Source organism: Skermanella pratensis, assembly GCF_008843145.1.
Taxonomy (GTDB): domain Bacteria; phylum Pseudomonadota; class Alphaproteobacteria; order Azospirillales; family Azospirillaceae; genus Skermanella; species Skermanella pratensis.
In genome coordinates, this window is record NZ_CP030265.1 from 2467911 (window position 1) to 2482541 (window position 14631).

Consider the following 14631-nt stretch of genomic DNA (forward strand, 5'->3'; position numbering starts at 1 on the left):
GGGCGATGCGTCGCACCTCGCCTCCAGGCCGTCAGGCGTTCGCGAGCGTGACCAGGGCTTCGGCCAGGACCCGCGCGCCGGCCGCCAAGTCGGAGGGTTGGGCGTTCTCCGCCTCGTTATGGCTGATGCCGCGCTCGCAGGGCACGAAGAGCATTCCGCTGGGGCAGACGTCCTGGAGGAACTTGGCGTCGTGCAGCGCGCCGGACGAGAGGTCCAGCGTCCGGATACCCAGGCGTTCGGCGGCGCCGCGCATGGCGGCGACCACGGTCGGGTCGAATTCGGTCGGCAGGCTGTGGAAGGTTTCCTCGATGGTCACCGCGCAGGGACCGGCATGGGCCCGGCAGACCGCGTCCACCTGGTCGCCGAGGCGCTTCAGGGTCGATGCCTCGGGGTGGCGGAAATCGATCGTGAAGAAGACGCGGCCGGGGATGGTGTTGGGCGAGCCGGGCTGGACCTCGAACCGGCCGACCGTGAAGCGGACCCGGTCCTCCTCGTCGTGCATCAGCCGCTCCAGCGCCGAGACCATGCCGATGGCCGCCACCAGCGCGTCGCGGCGGTTGCGCCGGGGCGTGGTTCCCGCATGGGCCTCTTCGCCCAGCACTTCCACCGCGAACCAGCGGGAGCCCTGGATGCCCGTGACGATGCCGACCGGCAATCCCGCCTCCTCCAGCCGCGGGCCCTGTTCGATGTGGCACTCCAGGAATGCCGCCACCGGGAAGCCGAGGGGACGCACCGCCATGCCGCGCTCGCTTGCCAGGACGGCGGCCAAGGCATCTCGCGCCGAGATGCCGTCGCGGTCGACCGCCGTCAGGATACGGTCGAGCGGCACCGCGCCGGTGAAGGCGGACGAGCCGGAGCAGCCGGGCTGGAAACGGGAGCCTTCCTCGTTGGTCCAGGACACCACCTCGATTGGGCGCTTGGTGACGATGCCCGCCTCGTGGATCGCCTGAAGCGCCTCGAACGCCGCAAGTACGCCGAATGCTCCGTCGAACTTGCCGCCGGTCGGCTGGGTGTCGAGGTGGGAACCGCTCATCACGGGCGGCAAAGTGTCGTCCGTGCCCGGGCGGCGGACGAACAGGTTGCCGATGGGGTCGGTCGCGACGGAGAATCCGAGTTCTCCGGCCCACCGGGCCAGCAGGCTGCGCGACTGCGCGTCGCCGGGCGAGAGTGCCGGGCGGTTGACGCCGCCGCCCGGAAGCGCGCCGATCCTGGCCATCGCCATGTGGCGTTTCCAGAGGCGGGCTTCGTCGATGTAGGGAATGCTGGTCATGGGTCGGGCCTGCGCGCGAGAAGATGTAGGAAAAATCGGGACGGTCGTCTAGCCACGCGCCGCGGCGCGGGCAAGCTGTCCGGGCGTGTCGGGTGCGTTCATGGCCTCGGCGGCGGCCTGTGCCGTGTGACCGCCGGCGTCGACCCGGTCGATGGTGGCGCCGCGCTCCAGCAGCAGGTCGACGATCTCGGTCCGGTTGAACATCGCCGCGGTCATCAGCGCCGTCCTGCCGCTGTTGCCACAACCGTCCACGTCGGCGCCGGCTTCCAGCAGCATGCGCACGATGTCGATGTCACCCTTGAAGGCGGCCGCGGCCAGCGGGGTCTGCCCGCGGTCGTTCGCCATCTCCATGTCGGCGCCATGGTCGAGAAGTTCCCTCACCACATCGGCATGTCCGTGATAGCTGGCGATCATCAGGAGGCTGTCGCCCTTCTCGTTGCGCAGGTTGGGCGGCAAGCCGCGGACGAGATATTCGTGCAGTTCCGCCGCCTGGCCCGCCCTGACCGTCTGGAAGACCTGGAGGAGGAAGGCGAGGGTCTCTTCGTCCATTTGGGGGGGCTGGTTCTGCATCTGGGTTCTCCCTGCTCTGCCTGTCCCGGATGGAACGGCCGGGGACGGTTTTCCGCCCCACCGACCTTCATGACCCTCAAGAATTCAGGGCATGGAGCGCTTCCGGCGTATCGATGTCGACAAGGACGCCGTCGCCGTCCATGGCGACCTCGCAGACCTGTTCCGCATGGAGGCCGATCAGGTGCTTGGCGCCCACGTCGCCGGCGAGGTCGCGCATCTCGGCGAAGAAGCGGCGGTCCCAGAGGACGGGGTTGCCGCGCTTGCCGCCGACGGTCGGAACGCAGATGGCGCGGCCTTCCAGCGGACTGTAGGCGGCGATCAGGCGGTTCAGGGTCTCCGGGCCGACGCGCGGCATGTCGCCCAGGCAGACCAGCACGCCGTCGATGTCGTCGGGCAGGGCCGCGATGCCGGCGCGCAGCGAGGTGCTGAGCCCCTCGGCGTAGCGGGGATTGTGGGCGAAGCGGATCTCGTGGCCGGCCAGCGCGGCCCGGACCGCGTCCGGGTCGTGGCCCGTCACGACGGTGATGGGGCCGGCCTGGGAGGCGGTGACGGCATCCAGCACATGGGCCACCATCGGCTTGCCGTCGACCTGGGCGATCATCTTGTTGAGGGCTCCCATCCGGCGCGACTGGCCGCCCGCCAGGATCAGTGCCGCAATGCGCGGCGCGCGGGCCGCCTGCGGCTCGGCCGCGGGAGTCGAGGCGCGGGGCAGGGGGCGGGTCGGAATTTCGGTCAGCAGGCCGCCGGCTCCCATCATCATGATGTCCCGCCGGGTCACCGGGATGCCGGCCGCCATCCGCTGGAGCACCCAGTCGAAGCCGTTGAGCTTGGGCGATCGGGCGCAGCCGGGAAGGCCCAGGACGGGCATCCCGCCGACGCGCGCCAGAAGCAGCAGGTTGCCGGGGTCCACGGGCATGCCGAAATGCTCGACGGTGCCGCCGGCCCGCTCGATGCCGGCGGGCAGGACGTCGCGCCGGTCGGTGATGGCGGAAGCGCCGGCGATCAGCAGCAGGTCGATGCCGGAGGACGCCGCAGCGGCGACGGCGGCGGCGACCGCGGTCTCGGCATGGTCCACGCGGATATCGCCCGCCAGATCGGAGCCGATCGCGGTCAGCCGGCCGCGGGTGACGCCGACGGTCTTGTCCAGGACGGACTCCTTCATGCCGGCCAGGCGGGTCTGGATCAGGGCGGCGCGCAGGGGGCGGAACGCGGCGACGCGGATCAGCGGCCCACCCTCGGCGGCGACGGCTTCGGCCTGGGCGACGACGGCTTCGGGGGCCGCGAAAGGGATGATCTTGATGGTCGCGACCATCTGGGCCGCCTCGACCGGCGCCGACGCGGGCAGGGTGGCGACGGTGACCGATTCGTCCAGGAGGTTCAGCCGGTTCAGCCGGTCCACGTCGATGACGCAGATCCCCGGGGCCGTGGCGAACAGGTTGACCCGTCCGGTGAAGGCGGCGGCCACGTCCAGGCCGGGACCGGCCGCAGCCCGGGCGATGCGGGACGCCGCGGCGTCCTCGCCGATGTCGCCGTCCTCCAGGCGGGCCGCCGTCACCCGGTGGATGCCGGCGCGGTCGAGCGCCGCGGCGTCCTCGGCGGTGAGCAATCGTCCCTTCTTGAAGGCGATGCCGCCGGTCCGGACGGAATGCACCAGGATGGCGCCGACGGCATCCGCGGGGGAGACCTGACCGAAGCGCATGCCCGGTCAGGCCGCCGCCGCGGCGGAGGACGGTTCCCGGCGCAGCACCTGGGTGATCTGGGCCATGATCGCCAGGGCGATCTCGGCCGGCGTGACGGCGTCGATGGCGAGTCCCACGGGGGCGTGGATGCGGGCGATCTCGGCTTCGGTGTAGCCGGCTTCACGCAGGCGGTCCACCCGCTTGCCGTGGGTCTTGCGGCTGCCCAGCGACCCGACATAGAAGGCCGGGGAGCGCAGCGCCACATGGAGCGCCGGGTCGTCCAGCTTGGGATCGTGGGTCAGGGTGACGATGGCGGTACGGCTGTCGACCGCAAGCTGCTTCAGCGCGTCGTCCGGCCATTCGCCGTTCATGGCGATGCCGGGAAAACGCGCGTCGGTCGCGAAGGCCCGGCGGGGATCGACCACGACCACGTCGTAGCCGGCCAGCGAGGCCATGGGCGCCAGTGCCTGCGCGATGTGGACGGCGCCGATGATGATGATCCGGAGCGGCGGGTTGTACGAGTGGATGAACAGCCGGGCGTCGCCGATCTCCACGATGCCGCTGCGGTCCTCGCGGAGGAAGCGGCGGACTTCGGCCAGTTCCTCCCGGTCGAGGCCGAAGCCGCCGTGGGCGACGTCCTCGTGGACCAGCGTCTGGAGGCCGGAGCCCAGGTCCGTGACCAGGGCCACCGGGCATTTCTCCGCGCGCGCTCGGACCAGGCGCTGAAGGATCTCGGTCTTCATTCCACCGCCTCGACATAGACCTGGACCTTGCCGCCGCAGGCCAGCCCGACTTCCCAGGCCTGCTCGTCGGCGATGCCGAAGCTCAGCATGCGCGGCTCGCCGTCCTGCATGGCCTGCATGGCCTCGTGGACCACGGCCCCCTCGATGCAGCCGCCCGACACGGAGCCCTGCATGGCGCCGGTCTCGTCCACCACGAGTTGGCTGCCGACCGGCCGGGGAGAGGAGCCCCAGGTCGAGACGACGGTCGCCAGCGCGACGCGCTTGCCCTCGGCCCGCAGCGCGGCCGCGATCTCGGGGATGTTGTTCTCGTACGTCATGCTGAAGCCACCTCCGCTAGCCATCGCGCCATGCCGCCGTGGCGCCGGGGTCCGACATGGTCGAGCACCTTCGCCAGATCTGCGAGGCTGGCCAGATTGTGAACAGGTCGAAAATCGTCGACATGGGGCATGATGGCCCTGATGCCACTGGATTTCGGCTCGAACCCGTCATAGCGCAAGAGGGGGTTCAGCCAGATGAGCCGCCGACAGCTCTTGTGGAGCCGCTCGATCTCCTCGCCCAGCCCTTCCGCCGCGTCGCGGTCGAGGCCGTCGGTGATCAGGATGACGACGGCGCCCTGGCCGAGGACCCGGCGCGACCAGACCCGGTTGAACTCGTGCAGGCTCCGCCCGATGCGGGTGCCGCCGGACCAGTCCTGCACCGCGCCGGAGACCTTCTCCAGCGACACGTCGATGTCCTTGTAGCGCAGGTAGCGCGTGACGTTGGTCAGCCGGGTGCCGAACAGGAAGGTGTGGACCCGGTCGCGGTCATTGGTCACCGCATGCAGGAAGTGGAGCAGCATGCGCGAATAGCGGCTCATGGAGCCGGAGATGTCGCACAGGACGACCAGCGGCGGATGACGTTCCCGCCGCCGCTTGGTCGCCAGGTCGATCACATCCCCGCCGGAGCGCAGGGTCTGGCGCAGAGTCGCGCGCAGGTCGGCGCGGTGGCCCAGGTGGCTGAGCTGGAACCGGCGGGTCGGGACCGTCATGATCGGCAGCGACATGCGCTTGATGACCGACTTCGCCATGGCGATCTCGGCCGCCGACATCTTCTCGAAATCCATGGTCTGGATCAGCTCGCGGTCGGACCAGGTCAGCGAGGCGTCGATTTCGATCTCCTGGTCCTCCTCGCCCCCCTGGCTTTCGCCGGGCTTCGGCTTGCCGGTCTGGAGCGCCTCGGCGAGGCGGCGCGACATCTCGGGCCCTTCCTGCTTCAGGTCCGCCTTCAGGGCGGGCAGGAGCAGGGCCATCATGCGCTTGAGGATGTCCGGGTTGCGCCAGAAGACGTGGAACGCCTGGTCGAACAGCTCGCGCTGGTCGCGGCGGTTGACGAAGACGGCGTGCAGCGTCCAATAGAAGTCGCGGCGATTGCCGATGCCGACGGCCTCGACCGCCTCCAGCGCCTGGAGCACCTTGCCCGGGCCGATCGGCAGCCCGGCGGCGCGCAGGCAGCGGGCGAAATGCATGATGTTGGCGGAGAGGCGTCCGCCGTCGATCTGGATGTCTGGCCGACTATGCGGAGTGTCCTGGACCATTGCCGACGGCCTCAGGCCGAGTGGGCGGCGGACAGCTCGGCCTTGACCTGCGTCAGGATACGGTTGGCCTCGCTGCCCTGGATCTTGGCGATATCGTCCTGGTACTTCAGCAGGGTGCCCAGCGTGTCGTTGATCGTCTCCGGATCAAGTTCGAGGCGGTCGAGCTGGGTCAGGGCCTGCGCCCAGTCCAGGGTCTCGGCGACGCCGGGCAGCTTGAACAGGTCCATGCCCCGGAGCCGCTGGACGAAGCCCACGACCTGGCGGGACAGGTGCTCGGGCACGTTCGGGGCCTTGACCCGCAGGATATCCTGCTCGCGCGCCGCGTCGGGGTAATCGACCCAATGGTAGAAGCAGCGGCGCTTCAGCGCGTCGTGGATCTCGCGCGTGCGGTTCGAGGTGATGATGACGGTCGGCGGCTGCTCCGCCTTGATGGTTCCGATCTCCGGGATGGTGATCTGGAAGTCGGACAGGACTTCGAGGAGGTAGGCCTCGAAGGGCTCGTCGGTACGATCCAGCTCGTCGATCAGCAGGACGGGCGGGCCGGCGGCATCGGACTCCAGCGCCTGGAGCAGCGGACGCTTGATCAGGAATTCGGGAGAGAAGATGTCGCCGCCCAGGTTCTCGCGGCTCTTCTCGCCGGTCGCCTCGGCGAGGCGGATCTCGATCATCTGGCGCGCGTAGTTCCACTCGTATACCGCGGAGGCGACGTCCAGGCCCTCGTAGCATTGCAGCCGGACCAGCCGGCGGCCGAGCGTGGCGCTCAGCACCTTGGCGATCTCGGTCTTGCCGGTGCCGGCCTCCCCTTCGAGGAACAGCGGGCGGTTCAGCTTGAGGGCGAGATAGAGGGCCGTCGCCAGCGACCGCTCGGCGATATAGTCGCCACGCTGAAGCAGCTCCAGTGTTTCGTCGACGGAGGCGGGCAGGGGATTTGTCATGATCTCGGTGATTTCAATGGAATGTCGGGTCCGACGGACGTCTGCGGATCACGGATGAACACGGATAGGCACGGATGGACACGGATCCTGCCGGCAGGAGTTCCGCACGAAACATCCGTGCTGATCCGTGCCTATCCGTGTTCATCCGTGATCCTTTCCGCTTTGCATCGCGTCGAGTTCAGACGCAGGCAGCGACCGCCCGCTTTGCCATGACCTTGACCAGGCTGGCCCGGTACTCGCCGCTGGCGTGGATATCGGCGTTCAGCCCATCGGGATCGACCGTCAGCCCGTCCAGCGCCGCCGGGTCGAGGCCGCCGGCCAGGGCCTGCTCGGCTTCGGTCCAGCGGTACACGGACGGCGCGGCGCCGGTGACCGCCACCCGGACCTGCCCGCCGACCTCCGCGACGAACACGCCGACCGTGGCGTAGCGGCTGGCCGGGTTGGGGAACTTGACGTAGGCCGCCTTGCCCGGCTTCGGGAAGGCCACCGCCGTCACGATCTCGTCGGGCTCCAGCGCCGTCTCGAACATGCCGGTGAAGAAGTCCTCCGCGGCGATCTTCCGCGTCGTGGTGTGGACGGTGGCGCCGAGCACGACCAGCGCCGCGGGGTAGTCGGCCGACGGGTCGTTGTTGCAGATCGACCCGCCGAGGGTGCCGCGGTTGCGCACCTGGGCGTCGCCGATCCCCTCCGCCAGCTTCGCCAGCGCCGGGATCAGCCGCTGGACCACCGCGCTCGCCGCGACCTCGGCGTGCGGCGTCGTGGCGCCGATCACCAGGGTGTCGCCGTCCTCGCAGATGCCGCGCAGCTCGGCCACGGCCCCCAGGTCGACCACGTCGCTCGGCTGGGCCAGGCGCTGCTTCAGCGTCGGGATCAGCGTCTGGCCGCCCGCCAGGATCTTGGCGTCCTCGTTGCCGGAAGCGAGCCGGGCGGCTTCGGCCAGGGTCGTCGGGCGGTGATACTCGAATGCGTACATGCTGCTTTCCTCCCCGCCGCTTATTCGGCGGCCTTGGGAACGCCGGCGCGCATCGCCTCCGCCCCCGCCAGCACGGCCTTGACGATGTTGTGGTATCCGGTGCAGCGGCAGATGTTGCCCTCCAGCCCCTCGCGGACGGTCTTCTCGTCCAGGTGCCCGTGGGTTTGCGCCAGGTCCACGGCGCTCATGACCATGCCGGGGGTGCAGTAGCCGCACTGCAGGCCGTGGTGCTCGCGGAACGCCGCCTGCATCGGGTGCAGCGTGCCGTCGGCCGCGGCCAGTCCCTCGATCGTGGTGACCTCGGTGCCCTCGGCCTGGACCGCCAGCATGGTGCAGCTCTTGACCGAGCAGCCGTCCACGTGGACGACGCAGGCGCCGCACTGGCTGGTGTCGCAGCCGACATGGGTGCCGGTCAGGCCGAGATGCTCGCGCAGCAGCTGCACCAGCAGCGTGCGCCCCTCTACCTCGCGCGTCACGGACTTGCCGTTAACCTGCAGTGAAACGGTTGGCATGTGTTCTCTCCCCCTTATTACCCGGTCCGACGATCGCTCCGCCTGCCGGGCGGCAGCTTGTCCCACTGCCTTGTTCCACCGGCAACAATCATGCACGACAGGCTATGAGAGGGGCTTGGGCAGGTCAAGCGATCCCGGCGGCAGTTCCGCGGTGGGTGCCTAGGCGGGGGCGGCTTCCGGGGTGGTCTCGGTATGATTTGGACAACCTTAGGCTGGGTATGCGACTTTCTCGGGCAATGGTTTTGAGTGCAGCTCAACAGGGTTGAGGCGGCACGTTCATGCGGCCTGATGCTTTTCCCGCCGCGATGCGTCGGGCCTTTGGGTGGGCGCGGATCAGGTGAAAACCCAGAGAAGCGCGCCGACCAGGACGATGACCAGCGGGATCCAGATCATCGGCTGCAACCCGCGGCTCTGCTCGGTCGAGACGGGCGGCGTCGCCTCCGTCCGGGCGGGTGCCGGCGGCGGGACGGCTGCCGTCTCGCTGCTCAGTGCGGCGGCCGGCTGCACCAGGGTGTCCTCGACCGCAGGGGAAGCAGAAGCCGCCGGGGACTCGACGGCCGGTGCGGCCTCGGCCCTGGCGGCGTCGATCACGGCGGGTTCCTGGACCGGGGCGGGCGCGTCGGCCGGGCGGCCGACCACTTCGGTGAACTTGGCGAAGAAGTCGTCGGCCATCTTGCGCGCCGTCCCGTCGATCAGCCGCGAGCCGATCTGGGCCAGCTTGCCGCCGACCTGGGCGTGGGCGGTGTAGTTGAGGACCGTGTCCGGACCGTCGTCGGCGAGGCTGACCTTGGCGCCGCCTTTGCCGAAGCCGGCGGCGCCGCCGCTGCCCTCGCCGGTGATGGTGTAGCCGTTGGGCGGATCGATGTCGCTGAGCGTCACCTTGCCCGAGAACTTGGCTTTGACCGGGCCGACCTTGGCGGTCACCTTCGCAGTCATTTCGGTGTCGGACTGCTTCTGGATCTCCTCGCAGCCTGGGATGCACTGCTTCAGGATCTCGGGATCGTTGAGCGCTTCCCATACCCGCGAACGGGGCGCGGAGATTCTGTACTCTCCGGTCATGTCCATGATGTCGTTCCTCGCGTCGCGCAAAAAGCTGGGCCGAGGGACGGTAATCCGAGGGCGCGCGGCGGACAAGCACCGTTGCGCGCTGTTGTTCTATGTGGCAAATCGCCGGTGCGACGATTAACCTCGCAATTGCGCGCGAGAAAAATTCAAAAGACCGGGAGGTTGATGATGAAGAGGATGCTCCTTGCCGCCGCGACGGCAGCATTCATGGCGGTCGGCGTGGCCGCTCCGGGGACAGGCGGAGCGAGAGCCGCCGAGTTCGTCAATGTCCTGACGGGCGGCACCAGCGGCGTCTATTACCCGCTCGGCGTGGCACTCTCCAAGATCTATGCCGACAATATCACCGAGGCGCGCACGTCCGTCCAGTCGACCAAGGCGTCGGTGGAGAACCTGAACCTGCTCCAGCAGGGCCGCGGCGAGGTGGGCTTCTCGCTGGGCGATTCGGTCGCCGCTGCCTGGGAAGGCGACGAGGAGGCCGGCTTCAAGAGCAAGCTTTCCAAGATCCGCGGCATGGCCGCCATCTATCCGAACTACATCCAGATCGTCGCCCGCGGCGACAGCGGGATCAAGACCCTGGCCGACCTGAAGGGCAAGCGGGTTTCGGTCGGGGCGCCGCGCTCCGGCACCGAGCTGAACGCCCGCGCCATCTTCAAGGCCGCCGGGATGACCTACGAGGATTTCGGCAAGGTCGAGTACCTGCCGTTCGCGGAATCGGTCGAGCTGGTCAAGAACCGGCAAATCGACGCCACGCTCCAGTCCGCCGGCCTCGGCGTCGCCTCGATCCGCGACCTGGCCGCGACCAATCCGATCACCATCGTTCCCATCCCGGCCGACGTGGTTTCCGGCGTGGGCAACCCAGTCTACGTGGCGGAGATCATCCCGGCCGGCACCTATGACGGCCAGACCGAGGACGTACCGACGGCGGCCGTGGTCAATTTCCTGGTGACCCACTCCGGCGTCAGCGACGACTTGGTCTACCAGATGACGAAGTCGATGTACGACAACCTGGGTGCGCTGGCCTCGGCCCATGCGACGGCCACGGACATCAAGGCCGAGGAGGGCGTCACGGGCATGCCGATCCCGCTCCATCCCGGTGCCGAGAAGTACTTCCGTGAAGCCGGCATCCTGAAGTGACGATGCCGAAGTGGAGCGCCGTTCCCGGAGGAAATCCGGGGCGGCGTCCGTCCTGTTGTTTTCCGACGCCTTCCGGAGGTAAAGCCGCATGGCGGCCAATACCGAAGCCGAGATCCTTCAGCCTGGCCAGGGGCCGGCGGAGACCTCCAGCCCGCTGCATGCCGGGCCGACAGACAGGTCCACGTCCACCGGCAAGGTGATCTTCGCCATCGCGGTGGTCTTCTCGCTGTTCCAGGTCTACACCGCATCCTATACGCCGCTGTCCAGCCTGGTGGTGCGGTCGCTCCATGTGGGCTTCCTGCTGCTGCTGACCTTCGCCCTGTGCGCCTCGCTCCGTCGGGGACGCGGCGGCGCGTTCTGGTCGGACTGGGCGATCGGAATCCTGGGTTTCGTCATCGGGCTCTACCACTGGTATTACGAGAACGACCTACTGCTGCGGGCCGGCGATCCCAGTACCACCGACATCGTGATCGGGTTCATCGGCATAGCGCTGGTGTTCGAGGCGGCGCGGCGGATCATGGGCATCGCCCTGCCGATCGTCTGCGCCGTCTTTCTGGGCTATGCGCTGTTCGGCGAGTACCTGCCGGCGCCGCTCGACCATCGCGGCTTCGGCTTCGACCAGGTGATCGACCAGATGTTCCTGGGCACCGAGGGCATCTACGGCACGCCGATCTTCGTGTCCTCGACCTACATCTTCCTGTTCATCCTGTTCGGCAGCTTCCTGGAACGCGCCGGGATGATCAGGCTGTTCACCGACGTCGCCATGGGCACGGTGGGGCACCAGCGGGGCGGTCCCGCGAAGGTGGCCGTGGTGTCGTCGGCGCTGATGGGGACGATCAACGGGTCCGGCGTCGCCAACGTGGTGACGACGGGGCAGTTCACCATTCCGCTGATGAAGCGTTTCGGCTACCGCCCGGCCTTCGCCGGAGCGGTCGAGGCGACCGCCAGCATGGGCGGCCAGATCATGCCGCCGGTCATGGGCGCCGTCGCCTTCATCATGGCCGAGACGATCAACGTCCCTTATGTGGAGGTCGTCAAGGCGGCGATCATCCCGGCGATCCTGTACTTCGCGACCGTGCTGTGGATGGTCCACCTGGAGGCCGGGCGCCTGAGCCTGATGGGGCTGCCGAAGGAGGATTGCCCCAGCCCCCTGGCGGCGATCCGCGAGAAATGGTACCTGATCCTGCCGCTGGCCGTGCTGGTCTACCTGCTGTTCTCCGGGTATACGCCGCTGTTCGCCGGCACCGTCGGGCTGGGCTTGACCGTGCTGATCATCCTAGGGACCTCGATCGCCACGCTGCTCGGACCGATAGCCCTGCGCCTGGTGTTCTGGGTCGTGCTCGGCTTCGCGGCATCGGCCTTCTTCCAGTACGGAATCACGGCCGTCTACCTGCTGATCCTGGCGCTGATCGCGGTCAACCTGGCGACCAGGGGCGGGCGGGAAACCTTGAACCTCGCGGTGGAAAGCCTGGCCGAGGGTGCCCGCAACGCGCTGAGCGTGGGCGTCGCCTGCGCGCTGGTCGGCGTGATCATCGGGACCATGACCCTGACCGGCCTGGGATCGAACTTCGTCCGCGTGATCGTGTCGGTCGGCGAAGGCAGCCTGTTCCTCAGCCTCGTGCTGACCATGCTGACCTGCCTGGTGCTGGGAATGGGCATCCCGACCATCCCCAACTACATCATCACCAGTTCGCTGGTGGGACCGGCCCTGCTCGATCTCGGGGTTCCGCTGATCGTCAGCCACATGTTCGTGTTCTATTTCGGCATCATGGCCGACCTGACCCCGCCGGTGGCGCTGGCGGCCTTCGCCGCCGCCCCGATCGCGCGGGCCGGCGGATTGCAGATCGGCCTGCAATGCATGCGGATCGCGGTCGCCGGCTTCGTCGTGCCGTTCATGGCGGTCTATGCCCCGGCCCTGATGCTTCAGACCGACGATCCGTTCGCCACGGTCTATATCGTCGTGAAGGCATTCGTTTCGGTCGGGTTGTGGGGCGCCGCGTCGATCGGCTATCTGCGGGCGCGGCTCAACGTGCTCGAACGGATCTGGGCAACGGCGGCCGCGTTCCTGCTCGTGGTGGCCCTGCCGATCACCGACGAGCTGGGGCTCGCCCTGTCCGCCGGCTTCGTCGCGTTCCATTGGTGGCGGACGCGCAAGGTCGCGGAGGCGCCGCAGGTCGACCGCGCCGTCTGAGCGATGGCGGCTTCGGCGGCGGCCCTGTGCATCGCGCTGGCCGGCGCTTCGGCCGTGGAGGCGCCGCTGGCGCGTCTTCCGGTCGAAGCGTTCTCCCTGAGTTGGACCCATTCGGTCGAGAAGATCGAGTGGCGGGAGGACTGGCGGATCACGGATGGGCGTCTCCTGATCGAGGAGGCGCACGTGCGCGGCAGCGGCGCCGGGATGGAGGTGCCGGACGGGGCGAGGCTGATGGACGGTTCGTGGGTCTATCGGCCCGGGGTTCCGCCGCTCGACCGTCTGGACCTCGCCAACTCCGGCTTCACCGCCGACTACCGGATCTGCTCCGCAGACGGCTGCCGCGATCTGGCAGCCGTCACGGGGGTCGCGGACCGGCCCTTGACGCTTTTCGCCTGCCCGGCCCGGTGAGGGCGGGCTTTCAGCTTGGCTTGTACCTTATCCGGCGGCATACTCCGCCGCCTTGACCGAATGGCTTATCGAAAATTGCCGAGATTCATGGAAAGCGACGTGACAGCACCCCTTCGCCGCATCGTGGGTGCGCCCGGCGCCCTCGCTGCGCTGTTCATCTCCTGCCTCGTGCTCACTTTCCCCGTGCTGGCGGCAGCGGCCGAAGCGGCGGGGGAGCATGGCGGCGCGCCCCATCTGGACGGAGCCTCGCTGGGGCTGCTCTGGGTCCTGCCGTTCGCGGGGATCCTGCTCTCCATCGCGCTGTTCCCGCTGCTGGCGCCAAATATCTGGCACCATCATTTCGGCAAGATATCGGCCTTCTGGGCGCTCTCCTTCCTGGTTCCGTTCGCCCTGACATATGGATTTGACCTCGCCCTTTACGAGGTCCTTCATACGGTCCTGCTGGAATACATCCCCTTCATCGTGCTGCTGCTGGCCCTGTTCACGGTGGCCGGCGGCGTCAGGGTGACGGGGAGCCTGACCGGCACGCCGATCGTAAATACCGGCATGCTGCTGCTCGGCACCGTGATCGCGAGCTGGATGGGCACGACCGGGGCCGCCATGCTGCTGATCCGCCCCTTGCTGAAGGCCAACGACGGGCGGCGCCACAAAGTCCACGTGGTCGTCTTCTTCATCTTCCTGGTCGCCAACATCGGCGGATCGCTGACGCCCCTGGGGACCCGCCGCTGTTCCTGGGCTTCCTGAAGGGCGTCGACTTCTTCTGGACGACGCGGCAAATGCTGCTGCCCATGGCGCTGATCTCCGCGATCCTGCTGGTGATCTTCTTCGCGATGGACAGCTTCCTCTATACCAAGGAGCCGCCCCGGAAGGAGAAACCCCGGGATGCCGAGAAGCTGGGGATCGAGGGCGGGATCAACATCCTGCTGCTGGGAGGCGTGATCGCCGCGGTGCTGCTCAGCGGCGTGTGGAAGCCGGGTATCGGCCTCGACGTGTTCCATGTGCGCGTGGACATCCAGAACGTCGCGCGGGACGTCCTGCTGATCGGGATCGCGCTGCTGTCGCTGAAGCTGACCAGCAACGAGAGCCGGCGCCTGAACGCCTTCAGCTGGTTCCCGATCCTGGAGGTCGCCAAGCTGTTCGCCGGCATCTTCCTGACGATCATCCCGGCCATCGCGATCCTCCGCGCAGGAACCGACGGCGCGCTCAGCGGCATCGTCACCGCCGTCACGACGCCGGACGGGCAGCCGGTCAACTACATGTATTTCTGGGCGACCGGCATCCTGTCGAGCTTCCTGGACAATGCGCCGACATACCTGGTGTTCTTCAACACGGCGGGCGGCGACCCGATGCACCTGATGCACGACCTGCCCAACACGCTGCTGGCGATCTCGGCCGGTGCGGTGTTCATGGGCGCCAACACCTATATCGGCAACGCGCCGAACTTCATGGTCAAGGCGATCGCCGAGGAGCGCGGCGTCAAAATGCCCAGCTTCTTCGGCTACATGGCCTGGTCGGGGCTGATCCTGGTCCCGCTGTTCGCGCTGACGACGGTGGTGTTCTTCCTGTAGGGGTGTGACA

At 68.3% G+C, this 14631-nt stretch carries 13 protein-coding genes and 1 pseudogene; 4 read left to right on the forward strand and 10 right to left on the reverse strand.

What is annotated here, in order from left to right:
- Window positions 1-31: 31 nt before the first annotated feature.
- From DPR14_RS11170 to DPR14_RS11215, 10 genes are all read right to left on the reverse strand, one after another.
- Window positions 32-1270: a M20 family metallo-hydrolase gene (locus tag DPR14_RS11170; protein ID WP_158045200.1), complete on the reverse strand. Its 1239-nt coding sequence runs from the start codon at window positions 1268-1270 to the stop codon at window positions 32-34.
- A 48-nt stretch (window positions 1271-1318) separates the two neighbouring features.
- Window positions 1319-1840 carry an ankyrin repeat domain-containing protein gene (locus DPR14_RS11175; protein ID WP_158045201.1) on the reverse strand — a complete coding sequence of 174 codons (522 nt, stop codon included), beginning with the start codon at window positions 1838-1840 and terminating at the stop codon, window positions 1319-1321.
- 76 nt (window positions 1841-1916) lie between these two features.
- Entirely contained in the window at window positions 1917-3539 is a 1623-nt protein-coding gene (locus tag DPR14_RS11180) for an NTP transferase domain-containing protein (RefSeq protein ID WP_158045202.1), read from the reverse strand.
- Window positions 3540-3545: 6 nt separating this feature from the next.
- Window positions 3546-4262: an XdhC family protein gene (locus DPR14_RS11185; protein ID WP_158045203.1), complete on the reverse strand. Its 717-nt coding sequence runs from the start codon at window positions 4260-4262 to the stop codon at window positions 3546-3548.
- Window positions 4259-4579 (reverse strand): XdhC family protein, encoded by a 321-nt coding sequence (locus DPR14_RS11190; protein WP_158045204.1) that lies wholly within the window; start codon window positions 4577-4579, stop codon window positions 4259-4261. The genes DPR14_RS11185 and DPR14_RS11190 overlap by 4 nt, the downstream gene beginning before the upstream one ends.
- Window positions 4576-5835, reverse strand: a complete 1260-nt coding sequence (locus tag DPR14_RS11195) for a vWA domain-containing protein (protein ID WP_158045205.1) — start codon at window positions 5833-5835, stop codon at window positions 4576-4578. Before DPR14_RS11195 ends, DPR14_RS11190 begins: the two co-directional genes overlap by 4 nt.
- Before the next feature lie 11 nt (window positions 5836-5846).
- Window positions 5847-6770: an AAA family ATPase gene (locus DPR14_RS11200; protein WP_158045206.1), complete on the reverse strand. Its 924-nt coding sequence runs from the start codon at window positions 6768-6770 to the stop codon at window positions 5847-5849.
- A gap of 178 nt (window positions 6771-6948) precedes the next feature.
- Window positions 6949-7743, reverse strand: a complete 795-nt coding sequence (locus DPR14_RS11205; protein ID WP_158045207.1) for an FAD binding domain-containing protein — start codon at window positions 7741-7743, stop codon at window positions 6949-6951.
- A 20-nt stretch (window positions 7744-7763) separates the two neighbouring features.
- Complete coding sequence (locus tag DPR14_RS11210; protein ID WP_158045208.1) at window positions 7764-8255, reverse strand: (2Fe-2S)-binding protein; 492 nt, start codon at window positions 8253-8255, stop codon at window positions 7764-7766.
- Between the two features lie 333 nt (window positions 8256-8588).
- Window positions 8589-9320, reverse strand: coding sequence for an SRPBCC family protein (locus tag DPR14_RS11215; protein WP_158045209.1), 732 nt, complete (start codon window positions 9318-9320; stop codon window positions 8589-8591).
- 165 nt (window positions 9321-9485) lie between these two features.
- Here DPR14_RS11215 and DPR14_RS11220 point away from each other — a divergent pair, with 165 nt between their 5' ends.
- The 4 genes and pseudogenes from DPR14_RS11220 to DPR14_RS11235 all read left to right on the forward strand — a co-directional run bounded on the left by DPR14_RS11220 (window position 9486) and on the right by DPR14_RS11235 (window position 14621).
- Window positions 9486-10454: a TAXI family TRAP transporter solute-binding subunit gene (locus DPR14_RS11220; RefSeq protein ID WP_158045210.1), complete on the forward strand. Its 969-nt coding sequence runs from the start codon at window positions 9486-9488 to the stop codon at window positions 10452-10454.
- A gap of 88 nt (window positions 10455-10542) precedes the next feature.
- Window positions 10543-12645, forward strand: a complete 2103-nt coding sequence (locus DPR14_RS11225) for a TRAP transporter permease (protein WP_158045211.1) — start codon at window positions 10543-10545, stop codon at window positions 12643-12645.
- A 3-nt stretch (window positions 12646-12648) separates the two neighbouring features.
- Window positions 12649-13053 carry a DUF1850 domain-containing protein gene (locus DPR14_RS11230; RefSeq protein ID WP_158045212.1) on the forward strand — a complete coding sequence of 135 codons (405 nt, stop codon included), beginning with the start codon at window positions 12649-12651 and terminating at the stop codon, window positions 13051-13053.
- Window positions 13054-13140: 87 nt separating this feature from the next.
- Window positions 13141-14621, forward strand: a pseudogene (locus DPR14_RS11235) (sodium:proton antiporter).
- The last annotated feature ends 10 nt before the right edge of the window (window positions 14622-14631 follow it).